Annotated in this window: 21 protein-coding genes; 9 read left to right on the top strand and 12 right to left on the bottom strand. The window is 54.3% G+C overall.

Going from position 1 to position 20765, the window contains the following annotated elements:
• Positions 1-156: 156 nt before the first annotated feature.
• The 3 genes from F3J37_RS05555 to copC are packed head-to-tail and all read right to left on the bottom strand — an operon-like array spanning position 157 to position 1795.
• Positions 157-504, bottom strand: a complete 348-nt coding sequence (locus F3J37_RS05555) for a YebY family protein (protein WP_034828876.1) — start codon at positions 502-504, stop codon at positions 157-159.
• Positions 505-532: 28 nt separating this feature from the next.
• The gene (gene copD / locus F3J37_RS05550; protein WP_166932296.1) at positions 533-1414 is read right to left on the bottom strand and encodes a copper homeostasis membrane protein CopD; all 882 of its coding nucleotides are present in this window, start codon (positions 1412-1414) and stop codon (positions 533-535) included.
• Between the two features lie 3 nt (positions 1415-1417).
• Positions 1418-1795 (bottom strand): copper homeostasis periplasmic binding protein CopC, encoded by a 378-nt coding sequence (gene copC, locus F3J37_RS05545; protein ID WP_166932294.1) that lies wholly within the window; start codon positions 1793-1795, stop codon positions 1418-1420.
• Positions 1796-1948: 153 nt separating this feature from the next.
• Between copC and F3J37_RS05540 the strand changes: the two genes are divergently transcribed.
• Both F3J37_RS05540 and exoX read left to right on the top strand, forming a co-directional pair.
• On the top strand, positions 1949-2179 hold the full coding sequence (locus tag F3J37_RS05540) for a DNA polymerase III subunit theta (protein ID WP_097116864.1): 231 nt from the start codon (positions 1949-1951) through the stop codon (positions 2177-2179).
• A 7-nt stretch (positions 2180-2186) separates the two neighbouring features.
• Positions 2187-2855: an exodeoxyribonuclease X gene (gene exoX / locus F3J37_RS05535; RefSeq protein WP_038646533.1), complete on the top strand. Its 669-nt coding sequence runs from the start codon at positions 2187-2189 to the stop codon at positions 2853-2855.
• Here the strand turns inward: exoX and F3J37_RS05530 are convergent.
• A complete protein-coding gene (locus F3J37_RS05530) occupies positions 2849-4912 on the bottom strand; it encodes a prolyl oligopeptidase family serine peptidase (protein ID WP_166932292.1) in 2064 nt (687 codons plus the stop codon). The genes exoX and F3J37_RS05530 overlap by 7 nt on opposite strands.
• 127 nt (positions 4913-5039) lie before the next feature.
• Positions 5040-5552, bottom strand: coding sequence for a phenolic acid decarboxylase (locus F3J37_RS05525; protein WP_166932370.1), 513 nt, complete (start codon positions 5550-5552; stop codon positions 5040-5042).
• Between the two features lie 92 nt (positions 5553-5644).
• Between F3J37_RS05525 and F3J37_RS05520 the strand changes: the two genes are divergently transcribed.
• On the top strand, positions 5645-6517 hold the full coding sequence (locus tag F3J37_RS05520; RefSeq protein ID WP_166932290.1) for a LysR family transcriptional regulator: 873 nt from the start codon (positions 5645-5647) through the stop codon (positions 6515-6517).
• Between the two features lie 17 nt (positions 6518-6534).
• Here the strand turns inward: F3J37_RS05520 and F3J37_RS05515 are convergent, their stop codons facing one another.
• Complete coding sequence (locus F3J37_RS05515; protein ID WP_166932288.1) at positions 6535-7176, bottom strand: tellurite resistance TerB family protein; 642 nt, start codon at positions 7174-7176, stop codon at positions 6535-6537.
• Positions 7177-7337: 161 nt separating this feature from the next.
• On the opposite strand from F3J37_RS05515, the gene purT reads away from it, so the two are divergent.
• Entirely contained in the window at positions 7338-8516 is a 1179-nt protein-coding gene (purT, locus tag F3J37_RS05510; RefSeq protein ID WP_166932286.1) for a formate-dependent phosphoribosylglycinamide formyltransferase, read from the top strand.
• 81 nt (positions 8517-8597) lie between these two features.
• Here the strand turns inward: purT and F3J37_RS05505 are convergent, their stop codons facing one another.
• The 3 genes from F3J37_RS05505 to zwf form a co-directional block, all read right to left on the bottom strand.
• Entirely contained in the window at positions 8598-9236 is a 639-nt protein-coding gene (locus F3J37_RS05505) for a bifunctional 4-hydroxy-2-oxoglutarate aldolase/2-dehydro-3-deoxy-phosphogluconate aldolase (RefSeq protein WP_034828669.1), read from the bottom strand.
• A 196-nt stretch (positions 9237-9432) separates the two neighbouring features.
• Positions 9433-9876, bottom strand: coding sequence for an inner membrane protein YidI (gene yidI / locus F3J37_RS05500; protein WP_034828668.1), 444 nt, complete (start codon positions 9874-9876; stop codon positions 9433-9435).
• A gap of 182 nt (positions 9877-10058) precedes the next feature.
• Positions 10059-11534 (bottom strand): glucose-6-phosphate dehydrogenase, encoded by a 1476-nt coding sequence (gene zwf, locus F3J37_RS05495; RefSeq protein ID WP_034828667.1) that lies wholly within the window; start codon positions 11532-11534, stop codon positions 10059-10061.
• 373 nt (positions 11535-11907) lie between these two features.
• On the opposite strand from zwf, the gene F3J37_RS05490 reads away from it, so the two are divergent.
• From F3J37_RS05490 to F3J37_RS05480, 3 genes are all read left to right on the top strand, one after another.
• Positions 11908-12753 carry a MurR/RpiR family transcriptional regulator gene (locus F3J37_RS05490; RefSeq protein ID WP_166932368.1) on the top strand — a complete coding sequence of 282 codons (846 nt, stop codon included), beginning with the start codon at positions 11908-11910 and terminating at the stop codon, positions 12751-12753.
• A 117-nt stretch (positions 12754-12870) separates the two neighbouring features.
• The gene (pyk, locus tag F3J37_RS05485) at positions 12871-14313 is read left to right on the top strand and encodes a pyruvate kinase (protein WP_166932284.1); all 1443 of its coding nucleotides are present in this window, start codon (positions 12871-12873) and stop codon (positions 14311-14313) included.
• Positions 14314-14405: 92 nt separating this feature from the next.
• Positions 14406-15641: an MFS transporter gene (locus F3J37_RS05480; protein ID WP_166932282.1), complete on the top strand. Its 1236-nt coding sequence runs from the start codon at positions 14406-14408 to the stop codon at positions 15639-15641.
• A 25-nt stretch (positions 15642-15666) separates the two neighbouring features.
• Here the strand turns inward: F3J37_RS05480 and lpxM are convergent, their stop codons facing one another.
• The 3 genes from lpxM to znuA all read right to left on the bottom strand — a co-directional run bounded on the left by lpxM (position 15667) and on the right by znuA (position 19086).
• Complete coding sequence (gene lpxM, locus F3J37_RS05475) at positions 15667-16644, bottom strand: lauroyl-Kdo(2)-lipid IV(A) myristoyltransferase (protein WP_058960183.1); 978 nt, start codon at positions 16642-16644, stop codon at positions 15667-15669.
• A 127-nt stretch (positions 16645-16771) separates the two neighbouring features.
• The gene (gene mepM, locus F3J37_RS05470; protein WP_034828661.1) at positions 16772-18100 is read right to left on the bottom strand and encodes a murein DD-endopeptidase MepM; all 1329 of its coding nucleotides are present in this window, start codon (positions 18098-18100) and stop codon (positions 16772-16774) included.
• A 14-nt stretch (positions 18101-18114) separates the two neighbouring features.
• Positions 18115-19086 carry a zinc ABC transporter substrate-binding protein ZnuA gene (gene znuA, locus F3J37_RS05465; RefSeq protein ID WP_166932280.1) on the bottom strand — a complete coding sequence of 324 codons (972 nt, stop codon included), beginning with the start codon at positions 19084-19086 and terminating at the stop codon, positions 18115-18117.
• A 77-nt stretch (positions 19087-19163) separates the two neighbouring features.
• Here znuA and znuC point away from each other — a divergent pair, with 77 nt between their 5' ends.
• Both znuC and znuB read left to right on the top strand, forming a co-directional pair.
• Positions 19164-19919, top strand: coding sequence for a zinc ABC transporter ATP-binding protein ZnuC (gene znuC / locus F3J37_RS05460; protein ID WP_097117250.1), 756 nt, complete (start codon positions 19164-19166; stop codon positions 19917-19919).
• Complete coding sequence (znuB, locus tag F3J37_RS05455) at positions 19916-20701, top strand: zinc ABC transporter permease subunit ZnuB (RefSeq protein ID WP_034828656.1); 786 nt, start codon at positions 19916-19918, stop codon at positions 20699-20701. Before znuC ends, znuB begins: the two co-directional genes overlap by 4 nt.
• Positions 20702-20765: the final 64 nt, after the last annotated feature.

Below are 20765 nucleotides of genomic sequence, written 5' to 3'. Positions count from 1 at the left end.
AGTTCGCCTTGCCATTTAAAGGTAGTCCAAGGGTGATTATTTTCCAGCCAACCGTCACGATGCGGTCAGGAAGCTGCCAACTCTGTGATCGTGCTGACACATCGGAAAAGCAAGCGTAGCGGCAAAACTGTGCGCTACGCCCGAATTTTGCAGGGATTACTTACCGCACAGCTGCTGCGCGCGATCAACGATCGGTTGCAGGCTCATTTTCTGGCCAGGATGTGCTTTGTCTTCCGCCACGATGGTATCGATGGATTGCAGTGTGCCCTTGCCGGCATCAGCGCGTGCTTGTGCTTTATCATTCAGCGGATACTGCAACAAGGTGCTCGGATTGATGGCAAACAGCGCGCCGTCTTTCTCACACGTCAGCATCACCTCTTCGCGGGTGAAGGGCCATTTGTCTTTGCCAATCTCAAAGCGGCTGACGGTAATAATCTGTGCGGCCATCGCCTGGCTGCACAGCGCCATCAGAATGCAGGCTGGAATCAATTTCTTCAGCAAAATATCGACCTCATTTTTCATTTATGACAATTCAGGCCGGTGACAGCGTGGCAAACACGCTAACCAATCCGACAACAACAATGGCCAGCAGCAGCTCAAGCTGCGTCAGGCGAATAAACTGCTGCGGCGCGTGGCTGCCCGCGACGCGAAAACCTGGCACCAGAACATAGCGATTGATCAGCGCAATACCCACCATCATCATTACCAGCATCACTTTGACCACCAGCATCGCACTCCACAGGGTGGTGCCCCAATTGAGCGGTGTGCCACCAATCAGCAGGCTGTTGTTCAGCCCGGTAAGCAAAGCCAGTGCGACAGCCAGATGCCCATAACGCGAAAAGCGCATCATGCAGCGAATCGCATCGGTGCGATACGTAATCTGACGGGCTTCACGCATTAGCAATAAGAGAGGCAGTAAGCCGCCGGTCCAAAACGCGGCGGCAATCAAGTGCAGCGCGTGATTGATCTGCTGCAGCAAGCCGGGTAAACCATCGCGCATCGCGGCATGTCCAACGCCAGCCAGCGCCGCCAACTGCAACAGACCACTTATCAGCAAGAGCTGTTGGCGCAGTGTGCCACGCAGCAGCAAGGCCAGCGTGCTCAGCAGTGCGAACCCCAGTTCCCAACACCACACCGCGCCAAAGCGCGTCGCTAAAACCGCCTGCCAGGTTTCCAGGTCACCGACATTGTGCCAGTCACCGCTCATCAAACCGGTTTGCGTGGCGAGCATTAACAGCGCACTGAGCAGGCTTAACAGCGCCGTCGTGACTAAAATTTTGTGCAATCGTTGCGCCAGCACCGGGCGATAACGCCGCGGTGCCAGCAGAGCCGTGTAGAACGCACTGCCAGCCAGCAATAGCACCGCAATAAAATGCAGGGCGCGCAGGACAATCCACAACGTGCTCAGGCTCATCGATTACTTCACGCTAAACGCGTAACTTCCCTTGGTTTTGTGACCATCAACGGACAACACATGCCAGTTCACCTGATAGTGACCTGACGGCAGTGGTTTACTGATCGGCACGATCAACTGATCATGCTGCTTGTCGTTGAGTTTGGCTTTTTCCACGGCCATCGGCTGATTCTGCGCATTGAGCACTTCAACACCGCTGAAGGCAGGCTCAACATCTTCTGTGAAGGTCAGCGTCAGATTTTGTGGCGAGCTGTCGATCACCGCTTTATTGGCGGGAACCGGCGTTTTCAGGTGAGCATGTGCCAGTGCAAACTGACTGAAGACCAACGTGGATGACGCCAGCAACATCGCCACAATCGGATTTAACGCAGTTTTCTTCATCACTTCTTCCCTTTGCCATGCGGCGCTCTGCCGCAAACGTGGCAGCAGGATACGCCGCTGGAACAGACGTGTCGAGACTTGCGGTGCGATCCAATTTCCTTGATCCGTAAAGGGGAAACCATTACTTTTGCCCCTGTTTATCAGGAGAAATGCATGAGCCAAAACCTTGCCCTGTTGTCGCAGGAAGAGAAAGACAAAGTCAATGTCGATCTGGCCGCCGCAGGCGTGGCCTTTAAAGAGCGCTACAACATGCCCGTGATCGCGGAAATGGTCGAGCGCGAGCAGCCGGAAGCCCTGCGCGAATGGTTCCGTCAGCGCTTGATGGCGTACCGTCAGGCATCGCTCAGCCTCTCTCGCCTGCCCTACGAACCTAAACAGAAGTAATTAATCTATGTTACGCGTTATCGATACCGAAACCTGTGGCCTGCAAGGCGGCGTGGTCGAAGTCGCGTCGGTGGATGTGATCGACGGACAGATCGTCAATCCGATGAGCGATTTGATTTGCCCGGACCGCCCCATCAGCCGTCAGGCGATGGCGGTGCATCGCATTACGGAAGCCATGGTCGCCGATAAGCCGACCATTGAAGAAGCGATTGGTCGCTATCATGGCAGCCCGCATTATGTGGCGCACAATGCCAGTTTTGATCGTCGTATGTTGCCGATCATGCCCGGTGAATGGATCTGCACCATGACGCTGGCGCGCCAGCTGTGGCCGGGCATTAAGTACGGAAACCAGGCACTGCGTCACAGCCTGAAGCTTGACGTTACGCCACCTGCTGAACTGCATGCGCACCGTGCGTTATATGACTGCTATGTCACCGCTGCGCTGCTGATCCGCATCATGGAGACCTCCGGCTGGAGCGTCAGTGATATGGTCGGCCGCTGTCAGCCCGCAGAAGTCAGCGGCGATGTGTTCCCGTTTGGTAAATATCGCGGGCAAAGCATTGGCAGCATTGCGCGTAAAGATCCCGGCTACTTACGCTGGGTGCTGGAGAATGTGCGCGATTTGCGCCCACCGTTACGGCAGGCGCTGCGCAAGTACGTGAAAGTCGATCAATAATCGACGCGGTCTGGCAAGCTGCCCTGCGCCAGCCCGATCAGGAAAGTAAACTCCTGCGCTACCCCTTCATAGGCTTTAAAACGCCCGGATTTACCACCGTGACCGGAATCCATCTCGGTACACAGCAGCAGCAGTGTATCGTTGGTTTTCAGCTCACGCAGTTTTGCTACCCACTTCGCCGGTTCCCAATACTGCACCTGGGAATCGTGCAATCCTGTCGTCACTAACAGATGCGGGTAGGCTTTCGCTTCGATGTTGTCATACGGGCTGTACTGGCGAATGATGTGGTAAAACTCTTCTTGCTCCGGGTTGCCCCACTCGTCATATTCGCCGGTGGTTAGTGGGATCGACGGGTCCAGCATGGTCGTCACCACATCGACAAACGGCACTTGCGCCACAACACCGTGGAACAGTTCGGGGGCAAGGTTCATCACACCGCCCATCAACAAGCCGCCCGCACTGCCGCCCATCGCATACAGCTGCTGCGGATTGCCGTAGCCTTTCGCCACCAGCGCCTGCGTCACATCAATGAAGTCGGTGAAGCTATTCATCTTATTCTTCAGGCGACCATCGTCATACCACTGCTGCCCCAGTTCGCCACCGCCGCGCACATGGATAATGGCGTAAACAAAACCGCGTTCCAGCAAGCTAATACGACTGGTGCCGAAACTGGCATCCATGCTACTGCCATAGGCACCATAGCCGTAAGCCAGCAGTGGATTACTGCCCGATTTGAAATGCTTACGGTGATAGACCAGCGACACCGGCACTTCAGTGCCATCACGCACCGTGATCCAGTGATGTTCGCTTTTGTAGTCATCTGAGTTGAAGCCCGGCACCGGCGTCTGTTTCAACACGCGGCGGTCGCCCGTCTCCATATTGAGTTCAAACAGCGTGGTTGGCGTAGTCATGGATGAATAGCCATAACGCAGCGTGTCACTTTCCGGCGAAGGATTGTATGCCAGCCAGGTGACGTAAGCCGGATCGTCAAAGGCGATCCCGATGCTTTCTCCACTTTCCCAGTTGATCTGGCGCAGCGTGTTGACGCCGCGCTGGCGCTCTTCCACCACCAGCCAGTGGCGGAACAGCTGGAAATCCTCCAGCACCACGTTATCGCGTGCCGGAATCAACGCCTGCCAGCGGTTCTCCGCCAGCCATGCGCTGCGATACAGACCAAAGTTTTTGCCGTCGCGATTCGAGCGAATATAGAACTGGTGATTGTAGTGATCGATGCTGTACTCGTGATCGCGACGACGTGGACAGAATACCTGCGGCTGCGCATCCGGATACTCGGCATCAATCAGCTGGATCTCACTGGTAGTGGTGCTGTACATCGCAATCAGGATGAAGTGCTCGGAGGTGGTTTTGTGCACGCTGAGGTGGAAGCTCTCATCCTGCTCTTCATACACCAGCTGATCGTCTGATTGCGGATGACCTAACTCATGGCGCCACACCTGATAGGCCAGTAACGTTTTCGGATGCTTACGCACGTAGTACAGCGTGCGCGAATCATTGGCCCACGCCACGCTGGAAGAAGCATTGCTCAGCACTTCCGGATACCAACTACCACTCTCTAAGTTACGGAAGCGGATGCCATACTGGCGGCGCGACAGAAAATCTTCCGCCAGCGCCATCACCTGGTTGTCGGGTGAGATCGCCAGTGCGCCCATGGTATAGAAATCACTGTGAGAAGCTCGTTGATTGCCGTCGATCAGCAGTTGCCAGGGTTCATCCGCTGGTGCGTTTACCGACTGACGAAAATAGAGCGGGTATTCGTTGCCTACCTCATAGCGGCTTTGATAGCGATAGCCGTTTTTTACGTAGGGGACGGAGTGGTCCTGCGGTGGGATGCGGTCGACAATCTCTTTTAATATCCGTTCCTGCAAAGGATCTTGCGACGCCATCATCGCTTTACCGTACGCATTCTCGGCGTGCAGATGTGCCAGAATCTCTGGGTTTTCACGCTCGTCATCGCGCAGCCAATAGTAGTTATCGGTGCGCGATTCACCGTGCAGGTTCATGACGTGGGGGATTTTTTTCGCTTGCGGCTGGTTCATTCTGGCTCCTTTCCCTGAAAGACAACATTCAGCAAGCGTGGCACTTATCACGCGGGAAGCCAAGCAGCAGCGCACAGGAAGTGTAACGAAAGGAGCGCTTTTTCATGCGCTCCCTCGTCAAGGGTGGTTAACGCAACAAATTAGCTGGAAAATCAGCGGGCAATTCATTGGCCGCACAGGCGATGACCTCATCATTATCGGCACCGCAATCTCGCACCAGTGTGATGGTGGCAAATTCGTCGATCACTTCAGTGGGATAAGCTGGACCCGCTTCGCGATAACGATTCATTTCGTTGAGATGTTCATTCTGGAAGCAAACCGTCTGCTGCGGGTTGTTCATCACCCAGCGGGGGAAGAAGATCGTACCGTGAAACAATCTGTCTCCCAGATTCGCGATCAAACTGACGTCAGTGCCGGTGGGTTCAGTCCAGGAAACTTTGTAGACCTCTTGCGCGACTCGCACAATATAGGCGCGCTGGTCCTTAACCCAACGATTACCCACCATCCCGCTATGAATACGATAATCAACGGTGTTAGCATTTTTAATATACAGCTCATAGTTCCAGCCATTGTCATAGGTATAGATCAGGTGTTTGCCAACAAATCCAGCCAAATCATTTTTATCGAAGGTGCTCATAATGTGTTCTCCTTTGGTTTGAAGCCAGATTACGCCTTCACTTACCTGATGAATAACGCTATGTTTCGATAAAATTCATTCAAAATTTAGATGATATGCATAAATCAACGTTGGAACAGTGGAGCTTGTTAAATGAGGTGGTGCTGCGCGGCAGTTTCGCCAGCGCGGCCGAGTCGACACATCGCAGCCAGTCTTCGGTAAGCTATAACCTCGCCATGCTGCAAGAACGCCTTGAAGTCACCTTGCTGGAGACCAAAGGAAGGCGCACCGTGCTGACGCCTGCAGGCGAGAAGCTTCTGGCGCAGGTCAGGCCACTGTTGAAAGCTTTCTACGCGCTGGAAAGCACCGCCAGCGCTATGCGCAACGGTGAGCGCAGCCGCATCGAACTGATGGTGGATAGCATCTTGCCGCGCGAGCATTTGTTCAGTGTGCTGAGTGAATTCCAGCGTCTCTATCCGGGTACGCAGGTTAACGTCACCGAGGTGTTGGAAACGCAGATACCGGATAACAGCCAGGCGGATGTAATGGTATTGAGCCAGCGCCAGCCCGGGACAGGCCGGGGCGAATGGATGATGAATGTGGATTTCGTGGCTGTTGCGCACCACCAGCATGCGTTACATCACTTGAATGGTGCGGTTAGTGCTGAGCAGTTAGCGGAATATCCGCTGATCCGCATTGCCGATCATCAGCATTTTAGCGTACTGCAGGAGCACCATCAGGGAGAGATCTGGGCTTGTTCCACCATCGAGGCCGCAATTGAGGCAGTAATGCATCAGGTTGGTTATGGTTGGTTACCGGAGACCCGTATTCAGTCCGCCCTGGCGGCAGGAACATTGAAGATGCTGCCGCTGCAACAGGGCGTTCGTCGCGTAACAGCGCTGCATTTACTGATCAATAACGAGATAATTGTTATTGATGCACAGTTGCAAACACTGCTCGATCTGATGCGCAATAAAGCCTGGATATGATCCAGGCATCAGCATCATTACGCCGCTTTCTCCGCCTGAATATCGCGCTGAATGCCGTCGCGCACATCCTGTGGGATCTTCAGGGCATCACCCAGTGCAGAGAGATAGCTGCGCTCCATAAAGTGATCCACATCGATGGCGGCACAGCTGAGGAAGTACAGTTCCAGCGCCTCTTCTTCGTTTTTCACATCTGCCGCCAGCCACTGTGGATCGAGTGGACGGTTCATCGCCTGCTGGATCAGCGTTTCCGCCTGTGAACCATAACCCGCCTGATGGATATTCTGCTCAATAGCGGCACGTTCGCGATCGTCAATATGACCATCGCTTTTGGCAGCGAACACTAACGCCGTCACCAAACGTTCAGCGCGCTGATCCACAGGTGTCTGCAACTGACCAAATTCCGGCTCATCCTGGTGCGTTTCACGCACACGCTGTTTGTATTTGTTCCATAGCACGGCGCCCGCTGCCGCACCGCCGCCGACCAGCAAGGCTTTGCCGCCATATTTGGTCAACAGGCTTCGTGTAGACTTGCTAGCCACCAGCAATCCCGCTAACCCACCCAGCGCGCCGGGTGCCAGCATATCGCTCAAACCACCGGCTTTGCCGTCGCTGCCCTTCTTCGCCAGCACCGACTGGATTTGCTGCAACCAATTGCTCATCGTTTAACTCCTGTTTAAGTTTCCGCGTTCCATGCTGCCGTAGCGAGTGTCAGGTAACGTCAGAGCGGGAAAAGTATGGCAAACCTGATGAAGGCGAATGCGTGAGTACGCAAACGTTTTCGTATATACTGCGCGCGCATTTTGACTGCTAAGGTGAAATTATGACGACTCTCGGAACCGCGCTGCGCCCTGCCGCAACGCGTGTGATGCTGTTAGGTTCAGGCGAATTGGGCAAAGAAGTGGCGCTGGAGTGTCAGCGTCTGGGTGTGGAAGTGATTGCCGTGGATCGTTATGCCGATGCCCCTGCGATGCACGTTGCACACCGTAGCCATGTGATCAATATGCTGGACGGTGATGCGCTGGCTGCGTTAATTGCGCTGGAGAAGCCGCACTTTGTGGTGCCAGAAATTGAAGCTATTGCCACTGAAAAACTGCTGGAACTGGAAGCTCAAGGCCAGAAAGTGGTACCTACCGCGCGTGCAGCGCGCCTGACCATGAACCGCGAAGGTATTCGCCGTCTGGCGGCAGAAGAGTTGTCGTTACCGACTTCAACCTATCAGTTCGCTGACAGCAAAGAGAATTTCGTCGCAGCCGCCAATGAAATTGGTTTTCCGTGCATCGTTAAACCAGTAATGAGCTCATCGGGCAAAGGTCAGAGTTTCATCCGCGAAGCGAGCCAGCTGGATAAAGCCTGGGATTACGCGCAGCAAGGCGGACGTGCCGGTGCCGGTCGCGTGATCGTCGAGGGCGTGGTCAAATTTGATTTCGAAATCACCCTACTGACCATCAGCGCCGTGGATGGCATCCATTTCTGCGCGCCGATTGGTCATCGTCAGGAAGATGGCGATTACCGTGAATCCTGGCAGCCACAGCAGATGACCGACCTGGCTCTGCAGCGTGCACAAGATATCGCATCTAAAGTGGTGAAAGCGCTGGGCGGATACGGTCTGTTTGGCGTTGAGCTGTTTGTCTACGGTGATGAGGTGGTGTTTAGCGAAGTCTCGCCACGCCCACACGATACCGGCATGGTGACGCTGATTTCTCAGGATCTGTCCGAGTTTGCTCTGCATGTGCGCGCGTTCCTTGGCTTGCCAATCGGTGGCATTCGCCAGTATGGCCCGGCGGCTTCGGCGGTGATTCTGCCACAGCTGGATAGCAACAATGTGCAGTTCGTGAACATCGAAGCGGCATTGGGTGCGGGACTGCAGTTGCGTCTGTTCGGCAAGCCAGAGATTGCTGGTCAACGTCGTCTGGGCGTGGCGCTGGCTACTGGTGACAATACCGATGAGGCGATTGCACGTGCCGTGGCGAGTGCCGCAGCCGTGAAAGTAGAGGGCTAATTCCCTCAGCTGCTGACAGCGAAAAAGGGCGGCCACCAGGCCGCCCTTTCAGTTCCAATGATTCGCACCCTGCCAGATGCGTTACTTCGCGCCTTCAACGGCTTCGCGAGCCAGACGCGTAATGCGATCCCAGTCGCCGCTTTCCAGCGCATCGTTCGGCACCAACCACGAACCACCAATACAGAGCACGCTTTTCAGTGCCAGATAGTCACGGTAGTTGGCCGGTGAGATACCGCCGGTTGGGCAGAAACGCACCTGTGGGAACGGACCGCCAATCGCTGACAGTGCTTTCACACCACCATTGGCTTCCGCCGGGAAGAACTTAAACTCACGCAGACCGTAATCCATCCCTAACATCAGTTCAGAAACGGTGCTGATGCCCGGAATCAATGGCACCGGACCTTCAACCGCGGCTTTCAGCAACGGCTCCGTCAGACCTGGGCTGATCACAAACTGCGCACCGGCATCGGTGACTTCTTTTAACTGCTGGGTGTTGATCACCGTGCCCGCGCCGACAATCGCTTCCGGCACTTCTTTGATCATCGCACGCAGCGCATCCATCGCCACCGGGGTACGCAGCGTCACTTCCAGCACGCGCACACCACCCGCCACCAGCGCTTTGGCCATCGGCACAGCGTGTTCCAGTTTGTTCACCACGATCACCGGCACAACCGGGCCCGTTGTCATGATCTGTTCAGCAGTAGTTTTCCAGTTCTTCATCAGGTTTCCTTAGTGGCATCAGCCCGACTCACATCCGGCTGTCAATGTTTGGGCTCTACCATACAAGATTGGCTGGAGCGGCGTCTATCGGATATCAAAAATTATTGAAACTCTGGTTCAATTTTAAGAAAAATGAATTTTCCAATGGGAAGTTTTTTCCTTCTGCATCATTCATCCCATTGCCTGGCATAAATCTTTATCCGAAAAAACCAGATATCAATGACAACACGATAAGTAGCAGGATAATCGCGGACGCAAATGCCATACCCAGCAAAATGGCATGGAATGCGAGCGTTCCGCAGCTAAATATCAGCGCGCCCCTGACACTCCATTTGTTCTCTTTACGCATACCACCAACGAAGGCCATGAGTAAGGCCGCCGCGGCGAGGCTAAGAACAACGGTAGTCAATATTTGATCGATATTGATTTTCCTGACGGGTTCACTTGAGGAAGGAGCTTTGCCTTTCAATCCGTCGATAACGCCTTTTTTAATCTCGCCAACGTGTCTGGCAACGACACTCTCAAGCGAAGGAGGTGCCGAGTAAGGCCCAGTTGAGAAATGGATAAGGCTGATAATCAGAGCTATCGCTCCCAATATCATACCGGCTGAACTCCATGCATTTTTTACCAGCGTATTCACACAATAATCCTTTATTTGATCAACCTGCTCCGTGCAGCAAATACTGTTACACGCTTTCTGACCCGTCAACGCTTACATTTTACAGAAATAAAAAAACGCTTTCGGTGATCATCATCGAAAGCGTTTGTCTGTGGTCTCTAATACCTAACCAGCCGTTAGATCACTGGCTGTGCCATCACAAATTATTCAAACTCATTCCAGGAACGGCCATCACGCGTAATCATCGCGACGGACGCCACCGGACCCCAGGTGCCAGCCTGGTATGGCTTAGGCGCTTCAGCATCGGCGTTCCATGCATCAATGATGGAATCCACCCAGCCCCACGCCGCTTCCACTTCGTCACGACGTACGAACAGCGCCTGAATGCCGCGCATGGTCTCCAGCAGCAGACGCTCATAGGCATCCGCCAGATGTGACTGATTGAAAGTCTCGGAGTAGCTCAGATCCAGCTTGGTGGTCTGCAGTTTGTGCTTGTGATCCAGACCCGGCACTTTGTTCAGGATCTCGATATCCACCCCTTCGTCCGGCTGCAAACGAATGGTCAACTTGTTCTGCGGCAGTTCAGCATAAGAGTCTTTGAACAGGTTCATCTCTGGGTTCTTAAAGTACACAACAACCTCAGAGCATTTGGTCGGCAAGCGCTTACCGGTGCGCAGGTAGAACGGCACGCCCGCCCAGCGCCAGTTGTCGATATCAACACGGATCGCCACGAAGCTCTCGGTGGCGCTCTGCTTGTTCGCGCCCTCTTCTTCCAGATAGCCTGGTACTTTTTTGCCCTGCACGAAGCCGGCGGTGTACTGGCCACGCACGGTTTTTTCACGCACGTTGGTCTGGTCAATACGACGCAGCGAACGCAGCACCTTCACTTTCTCATCACGGATGGCATCCGCACTGAGATCGGATGGCGGTGACATGGCGATCATCGTGAGGATCTGCAACAGGTGGTTCTGGATCATGTCGCGCATCTGGCCAGCTTTATCGAAGTAACCCCAACGACCTTCGATACCCACCTCTTCCGCCACGGTAATCTGCACGTGATCGATGGTACGGTTATCCCAGTTATTCACGAAGATGGAGTTGGCGAAACGCAGTGCCAGCAGGTTCAGTACCGTCTCTTTACCGAGATAGTGGTCAATACGGAACACCTGGCTCTCTTCGAAGTACTTGCCAACGCTGTCATTGATCTCTTGCGAGGTCTCGAGCGAGGTGCCGAGCGGCTTCTCCATCACCACGCGCGCCGGTTTAGCATTCAGCTTGGCGGCGCCCAGTCCATCGCAAATGGCGCCAAAGGTGCTCGGCGGCATGGCGAAGTAGTTGATGGTGACACGATCTTTCTGGTCAAGCATCTTGCCCAGTTTGGTGAAATGCGAGGTGTCGTTAACGTCGAGGTTGCAGAAATCGAGACGGCTGCTGAGTTTATCCCACAGCGCTTCGTCGATTTTCTCCTTCATGAAGGTTTCCAGCGCTTCACGCACCACTTTGGTGTACGCGTCTTTGTCCCACTCCGCGCGCCCCACGCCGATGATGCGTGTGGTGTCGTGAATCTGACCGGCTTTCTCCAGCTGATACAGTGAAGGCAACAGTTTCCGGCGAGCAAGATCGCCTTTGGCACCGAAAATAACCAGATCGCATGCCTGGGCTGTTTGTGTTACCGCCATTTTCCTCTCCTCGTTGCAGGATATACCCGGTTTGAGCGTCCTCATCATCCCAGGTCCTTATTGTAATTTTCTTACAGCACAATGTACTTTTTTCCCCGCATCGGAACAACCCAGACGCGGTGTGGCATTAGCCATTACTTTGAACATGATGGCGAACAAAGGTGTGTTGTGGTGTGCGCTTTTCGCGCTTTTTCTGTTTCGATGTTTGTCGGGATAAAACCCGGCAACGATCAAAGTATGACAAAAAAAACGCGCTTACATTTGTCCGCTGCTGCGTGCGAGGGTGTATTACACGGTATATTGTTGTGAATTGGCAGCGTTTTATCAGGTGATGAACGCGACGAAAGTGATTGAGACGCATCGGGTTAACGACATGCTGGAACATATTCAGGCGCAACTTAACGCGCTGAGCAAATCAGAACGGAAAGTGGCAGAACAGATTCTGGCCGCTCCGCAGCAGGCTATGCACTCCAGCATCGCCACCCTGGCCCGTGCCGCCGACGTCAGCGAACCGACCGTCAATCGCTTTTGTCATCGTATGGGTACGCGTGGCTTCCCCGATTTCAAGTTACGACTGGCACAGAGTCTGGCAAAAGGTCCGAACTGGGTCAGTCGCGATGTGGAAGAAAATGACAGTGTTGAAAGTTACAGCCACAAGATTTTTGATTCCGCCCTCGCCGGCTTAAGCCATGTGCGCCAACAGCTGGATCTTCAGGTCATTGATCAAGCGGTTCTAGCCCTGACTCAGGCACAAAAAATCGCCTTTTTTGGTCTCGGCGCCTCTGCGGTTGTGGCGCACGACGCGACCAATAAATTCCTGCGCTTTAATCTGCCGGTCATCTGGTCAGAGGATATTGTGATCCAGCGCATGAGTTGCATAAATAGTGGACCAAATGACGTTTTTGTTCTCATATCACATACTGGTCGAACCAAAAATATGATAGAACTGGCTCGCCTGGCGCGTGTAAACGCTTCCACAGTACTGGCTATCACCTCTCCGGGTTCACCCCTTGCGGCAGAAGCAACCCTCGCACTGACGCTCGATGTACCTGAAGATACGGATATCTACCTGCCGATGGTTTCCCGCCTTGCGCAATTAACCGTGGTTGATGTTTTGGCGACAGGTTTTACCCTTGAGCGTGGCGCGGCTTTCCGCGAAAATCTGAAACGGGTGAAAGAAGCGCTTAAGGATTCACGCCTGGAAAAGCGGGCGCTGTAAAATAATTAACATCACATTCACAATGTGAGTCGAATCACAGCCCATCGATCATATAGAATATGCGATTACACCGTGTCCCCTTGAGAGTGGCACGAACCTTTGTCAACGGAGTCCTTCATGTCAAGACGTCTCAGAAGAACCAAGATCGTAACTACCCTCGGCCCAGCCACCGATCGCGACAATAACCTCGAAAAAATCATCGCGGCGGGCGCGAACGTGGTGCGACTCAATTTCTCCCACGGCACCCCGGAAGACCACCAGATGCGCGCCAACAAGGTGCGTGAGATTGCCGCTAAGCTTGGCCGTCACGTGGCGATTCTGGGCGACCTGCAAGGTCCAAAAATTCGTGTTTCCACCTTCAAAGAAGGCAAAGTCTTCCTGAATGTCGGCGATCGCTTCCTGCTGGATGCGGATATGGGCAAAGGCGAAGGTGATAAAGAGAAAGTCGGTATCGACTACAAAGGTCTGCCAGAAGACGTGGTGCCGGGCGACATCCTGCTGCTGGATGATGGTCGCGTGCAGTTGAAGGTGCTGGAAGTTCAGGGTGTGAAAGTCTTCACCGAAGTCACTGTCGGCGGCCCGCTTTCCAACAATAAAGGCATCAATAAACTCGGTGGCGGTCTGTCTGCAGAAGCGCTGACGGAGAAAGATAAAGTCGATATCATCACCGCCGCGAAAATCGGCGTGGATTATCTTGCCGTGTCCTTCCCACGTAATGGGGAAGACATGAACTACGCTCGCCGCCTGGCACGCGATGCAGGTTGTGATGCCAAACTGGTGGCCAAAGTCGAACGTGCTGAAGCCGTTGCGTCACAGGAAGCGATGGATGATATCATCCTCGCCTCTGACGTGGTGATGGTGGCGCGTGGCGACCTCGGCGTTGAGATTGGCGATCCAGAGCTGGTGGGTATCCAGAAGGCGCTGATTCGTCGTGCGCGTCAGCTGAACCGTACCATCATCACCGCCACGCAGATGATGGAGTCGATGATCACCAACCCGATGCCAACCCGCGCTGAAGTGATGGACGTGGCGAACGCCGTGCTGGATGGTACCGATGCCGTGATGCTGTCAGCAGAAACCGCTGCCGGTCAGTATCCAGCGGAGACCGTGTCTGCGATGGCGAAAGTGTGTCTCGGTGCGGAAAAAATCCCAAGCGTCAACGTGTCTAAGCACCGTCTTGAAGTGCAGTTCGACAACGTGGAAGAAGCGATTGCGATGTCCGCGATGTATGCAGCCAACCACCTGCAGGGGGTTTCTGCCATCATCACCATGACCGAATCGGGCCGTACTGCGCTGATGACGTCACGTATCACTTCTGGCCTGCCGATCTTCGCTATGTCACGTCACGAATGTACATTGAACCTGACTGCGCTGTATCGCGGCGTGACGCCGGTTTACTTCGACAGCAACAATGATGGTGTAGCCGCCGCGCATGATGCAGTGAACCTGCTGCGCGACAAAGGTTTCCTCGTCTCGGGCGACCTGGTGATTGTCACCCAGGGCGACGTGATGGCAACCACCGGCACCACCAACACCAGCCGTGTTCTGCGCGTAGACTAAACGCTCACGCACCACTCACAGCGGCTGTAACAACATGGATAAACGCGACTGCCTGGCAGTCGCGTTTTTATTTTTTCTGACAAGGAGGCCAGATGGCCCGCTATCAACCGATTACCCAACTCACCGGACGGGTGCTGCTGTTCCCGCTCGCGCTGGTGTTGTTTGAGTTCGCGACTTACATCGCCCATGACATGATTCAGCCCGGCATGCTGCTGGTCACTTCTGAATTCAACGTCGGCCCGGAATGGGTGTCGACTTCTCTTACTGCTTATCTGATGGGCGGCGTGGTGCTGCAGTGGCTGCTCGGCCCGCTCTCGGACAAATATGGTCGCCGTCCAGTCCTGCTGTTCGGCATTCTGTTCTTTGCTGCGGCCTGCATTCTGACCACCTGGGTCACGAACATCGAACAGTTTGTCACCCTGCGCTTTATCCAGGGCATCAGCCTGTGCTTTATCGGTGCAGTCAGTTATGCCGCCGTGCAGGAAGCGTTTGATGAGGCTTTAGCGGTGCGCATGATGGCGCTAATGGCCAACGTGGCCCTCTTAGCCCCGCTGGCCGGTCCGCTGGCGGGTGCCGCCTGGTTAACCGTGGGTGAATGGCGCAGCATGTTCTGGCTGTTTGCGATTTGTAGCGTGGTGGCTTTTGTGGTGCTGTGGCGCATCATGCCGGAAACCGCTGGCGATCGTAGCCACTCCATTGCCCTGCCGAATCTGGCGCGCGCCTATGGCCGTCTGGCTCGCGATCGTCAGGTGATGTATGGATCTTTCGCTATTGGCCTGGTGTTTATTCCGATTCTAGCCTGGGTTGCCCTGTCGCCCGTGATTCTGATGCATGACGAGGGCTTATCGCGCATGGAGTATGCGTTGCTGCAACTGCCAGTGTTCCTTGCCATGATCGCTGGCAACCTGACGCTGGGTAAACTGGCGGGTCGCGTTCCCATCGAGCAGCCGGTCAAATTCGCGGCGTGGCCGATTCTGCTGGGTTTAAGCATCTCGTTGCTGGCTAACCTGCTCGACAGCCATACCTACCTGCTGCTGACTGCAGGATTAAGTCTGTATGCCTTTGGTGCGGGCATGGTCAACGCCGGTCTGTATCGTCTGACGCTGTATTCCAGCAGCGAAGGTAAAGGCAGCGTGGCAGCCATGCTGGGAATGATCAGTATTCTGACATTGGCCATCGGGATTGAACTGGCGAAAGCAGGCTACTTCAGTGGTGGCACGCCATGGTTCAGCGGCATCAACTTTGCGGCGGGTGTGCTGTGGTTTGGCCTGGTCACACTGTTCCTGCGTGAACGTATCCGGCGCAGCCACGTTGAAGCGGTAGAATAATCAAAGGGGCCAATCGGCCCCTTCGTTATTTCTTGCGAGGATAAAGCTCCTTACGCGCATAAGGTTCAATATCCCCTTCTTTACGCGTTTTCAGCAGCTTTAAAATCCAGGTGTATTGCTCTGGATGCGGCCGCACAAATATCTCAACTTCCTCATTCATTCGCCGCGCCAGGGTGTTATCGTCGGCATCCAGCAAATCGTCCATCGGCGGACGCACATAGATTTCCAGACGATGGGTCTCGCTGTTGTACACCGGAAACAGTGGCACCACGCGCGCTCGACATACTTTCATCAATCGGCCGACCGCTGGCAGTGTTGCTTTATAGGTGGCAAAGAAATCCACAAATTCACTGTGCTCCGGGCCGTGATCCTGGTCCGGCAGATAGTAACCGTAATAGCCCTGACGCACCGAGGCGATAAACGGCTTGATGCCGTCATTACGTGCATGCATGCGGCCACCAAAGCGACGGCGTACGGTGTTCCACACATAATCCAGCAGCGGATCGCTCTGATTATGGAACATGGCCGCCATCATCTGGCCCTCTGACGCCAGCAGCATCGCCGGGATATCCACGGCCCAACCGTGCGGCACCAGAAAAATCACGTTCTCATTGTTGGCCTGCAGGGCTTCGATAATTTCACGGCCGTGCCAGTCAACGCGTTGGCGCACACGAGCCGGATCGCGCATCCCCAACTCAGCCATCATCACCATCGCCTGTGGCGCGGTGGCAAACATACGATCAGCAATCTCTTCGCGCTGTGCTTCGCTTAACTCCGGCAGGCAATAATAGAGATTGATCAACGCACGACGACGCGCACTTTTTGCCAGCTTACCGGCAAACCGCCCCAATCCACCCAAAATCGGATCGCGGACTTTGGCAGGCAGCATTGCCATACCCGCCAGCGCACCAATCGCCAGCCAATTGCCCCAGTATTTCGGTTTTAAAAAAGAACGTTGAAAAACGGGAATAAATTCACTGTTATTTTTCTTTCGGGTTTCCATGCACTCGCCTCTGACAATGACGGGACAATGATAGTGACGGTGGTTAATTTTGCAATCATCATGCGTCAGATAGCAAAAAACCGACGAATAATTCGTCGGTTTTTTCACTATTGGCTACAGAAATGGGTTATTTCAGTGCCAGCTGTGGCAGATAACTCTTCACGTCCGCCAGATAGTTGCTGCGATCTTTACCAGTCAGCCCTTCCATACGCGGCAGTTTCGCCGTGAGTGGGTTGACGGCCTGATTGTTGATCCACACTTCGTAATGCAGATGTGGCCCCGTAGACCGCCCGGTGTTGCCTGACAGCGCAATACGGTCACCGCGCTTCACTTTCTGTCCTGGTTTCACCAGCGCCTTACTCAGGTGCATATAACGGGTCATATACTGACGACCGTGACGAATGGCCACGTAGTTACCCGCCGCCCCGCCATTTTTGACCATCACCACTTCACCATCACCCACGGCCAATACCGGTGTACCGATCGGCAGCGCGAAATCGACACCCTTATGTGGTGCGATGCGGCCCGTTACCGGGTTAAGACGGCGCGGATTAAAGTTGGAGGAAACGCGATACTGTTTCACCGTCGGGAAGCGCATAAAACCACGGGCAAGGCCTGAGCCGTTGCGATCGTAGAATTTGCCATCTTCCGCGCGGAACGCGTAGTAATCTTTGCCGCCGGTACGCAGACGCACGCCGAGCAGCTGGCTCTGCGCACTTTTGCCATCCAGCATCTCGCGTGACATCAGCACGCTAAAATCGTCACCGGCGCGCAGTTTGCGGAAATCCATCTGCCACTGCATGGCTTTGATGACGTTGCTGGTTTCAGCACTGGTCAAGCCTGCACGCTGGGCGCTTGCACCAAAGCTGCCACGCACTTCACCTTTCAGCACACTATTTTGCCACTCGCCCTTTTGCATCTCCTGCTGCATCTTAAAGCTGCCATTCGGCTGACGCTCGTAAGTGCGGGTTTCGCGGCGATCCACTTCCCAGGTAAAGTTTTGCAGTTGACCATCCGCATCCAACGTCCAACTGAGTTGCTGGCCGACGCGCAGGTTACGGAAGTCTTTATCGCTATTGACTAACGCATTGATATCACTGAGATCAATACCGTACTGATTCAGTGCGCTGCTCAGGGTATCGCCAGAGGAAACGGTGTAATCGTGTTGATTCGGGTTGTCCTGCACATCTTTATCGATGTCATCGGCCGGAATCTCTTCTTCCGGTTCAACCGTGGTCTGATCAATCGGCTCACTGGCTTCGGGTAACAGCGTGCGCAGTTCATTTTTGTCCAGCGTGATGTCTTTCACGATGGGGGCAACATCATGGGGATGGTAAACGTAAGGCCGCCAGACAGCGACGGCCAACGTGATAACGGTTAATGAACCCAGCATAACGCGGTGGGGACGCGGCAAATTATTAAATGCGAGGGCGACAGAGCGGGCTATCTGCTGCACTTTTACTTATTCCTCTATGCTCCATTCAGGCAGCTCGCATACTGGCTCGACAACTGTGAGAGGAATTTCACATAGCTGTCTTTGGTTAAGCTGATTCCCATGCCCAGCGGGTCAAGTGTGCCTTTGCGCACGTTGGTTCCGCGAGACACGGCATCGATGACGGCCGGCCTGAATTGTGGTTCAGCAAAAACGCATACGGCTTGTTGCTCAACCAACTGTGTTCGTATTTGATGTAAACGCTGGGCGCCCGGTTGGATCTCAGGGTTGACGGTGAAATGTCCAGCAGGGGACAAACCGTAGTGTTTTTCAAAGTAGCTGTACGCATCGTGAAAAACGAAATAACCCTTACTCTTAACGGGGGCAAGCTGCGCGCCAATATGCTTATCCGCATCTGCTAATTCTGCTTCAAACTGCTGCAGGTTCGCGTCAAGTTTGGCTCTGCTTTGCGGCATAAGTTCCAATAATTTTCCGTGGATTGCAACCGCAGATTGTCGCGCAATCTCAGGTGACATCCACAGGTGCATATTAAACTCACCATGGTGGTGGTGTGTATGAGACGGCTCCTGGTCATCAGACTTATCTGAGTCATGCTCATGATCGTGACCGTGCTCATGTTCGTCCTCGTCTTCACCACCACGAATCAGTAGCGGTTTCACCCCTGGCATCGCCGCTATTTCGAGATTTTTAGCCTCAGGTAACTCTGCCGCTGACTTGGTCAGAAACGCCTCCATTTCTGGTCCAACCCATACCACTAAGTCCGCGTTTTTAATACGTTTTACATCAGAAGGACGTAAAGCATAATCGTGCTCTGAAGCGCCATCGGGCAACAGCACTTCCACTGGCGTCACGCCATCTGCAATGGCCGCTGCGATAAATCCGATCGGTTTGATTGAAGCCACTACGGCTGAGTGCGCGGGCATCGCGCAGGCGGCGGCGAGAGCCGCAGCAGGAAGAGTGAAAGCGAAGCGCTGCTTAATGTGTAACATAATGCGTCATTCCATCGTGACCTGTTGATGGAATGTGATATTATAACATTCGAAATTCAATGCAACCCGTAAATAATATGTCGTCACTTGTTACACTTGAAAACATCTCCGTCAAGTTTTCCCAGCGCCCTGTGCTAGCAGGTATTAGCCTGACACTGGAGCCAGGGAAAATACTTACGCTACTTGGGCCGAACGGCGCGGGCAAATCGACGCTGGTCCGGACGGTGCTCGGCCTTCTTACGCCTACAGGGGGTAGCGTCAAACGCACCCCCGGTTTACGCATTGGCTACGTGCCTCAGAAGTTGCACATTGACCCAACGTTGCCGATCACCGTTGAACGTTTTATGCGTCTGACGCGTGGCAGCAAGCGAGATGCTATTCTCCCGGCCTTGAAACGGGTGCAGGCGGGCCATCTGCTGAATGCCCCCCTGCAAAAACTCTCAGGTGGTGAAACCCAGCGCGTACTGCTGGCGCGTGCCCTGCTCAATCAACCCCAGTTACTGGTGTTAGATGAACCTACGCAAGGCGTTGACGTAAATGGGCAAGTGGCGCTCTACGATTTGATCGATCAGCTTCGTCAGGAGCTCAACTGTGGCGTGCTAATGGTTTCGCACGATCTGCATCTGGTGATGGCAAAAACTGACGAGGTATTGTGCCTCAACCACCACATCTGCTGTTCCGGCACGCCAGAAGCGGTGTCGCAGCATCCAGAATTTATCGCCATGTTCGGCCCACGCGGCGCGCAGCAATTGGCTATTTACCGCCATCATCATAATCACCGTCACGATTTACAGGGACGCATTGTGCTGCGCAAAGGAAATGGTCCGTCATGATTGAACTGTTATTACCCGGCTGGCTCGGTGGCGTGCTGCTGGCGCTGGCGGCGGGTCCGCTTGGCTCGTTTGTGGTCTGGCGCCGCATGTCTTATTTCGGCGATACCCTCGCGCACGCTTCGCTGCTCGGCGTGGCCTTTGGTCTGCTGCTTAATGTGAATCCCTATTATGCAGTGATTCTGGTGACTGTATTTCTGGCTCTGGGCTTAGTGTGGCTGGAGCGTCGTCCGCATCTGGCCATTGATACGTTACTCGGTATTATGGCGCACAGCGCGCTGTCGCTGGGTTTGGTGGTAGTCAGCCTGATGCAGGGTGTACGCGTCGATTTAATGGCGTATCTGTTTGGCGATCTGCTGGCGGTGACACCGGATGATTTGTGGATGATGGGCGCTGGCGTTGCCATTGTACTGGCGGTGATGGCATGGCAGTGGCGCTCACTGCTGTCGATGACCATCAGCCCGGAGTTGGCTCAAGTGGATGGCGTCAACATTCAACGCACGCGCCTGATGCTGATGCTGGTCACCGCCCTGACCATTGGTGTGGCAATGAAGTTTGTCGGTGCACTGATTATCACCTCACTGTTGATTATTCCCGCTGCCACCGCACGTCGTTTCTCCCGTTCACCGGAACAGATGGCCGGTTTTGCGGTGATTATCGGTATTCTGGCGGTCACCGGCGGACTGACGTTCTCCGCCACTTACGATACACCCGCCGGCCCTTCCGTGGTGCTGTGCGCCGCTGTGCTGTTCATCTTTAGTATGGCGAAAAAGCCGGCGGCGTAATAAAGGGGCCATTAATGGCCCCTTAGCGAATGCCCGATCGTGAAATCGCGCAGCCGGACGAACG

Origin of the sequence: Candidatus Pantoea communis, assembly GCF_011752685.1 — a bacterium.
Taxonomy (GTDB): domain Bacteria; phylum Pseudomonadota; class Gammaproteobacteria; order Enterobacterales; family Enterobacteriaceae; genus Pantoea; species Pantoea communis.
The sequence above is the reverse complement of the archived record's forward strand: the minus strand, read 5'-3'. Positions and strand labels throughout refer to the sequence as shown.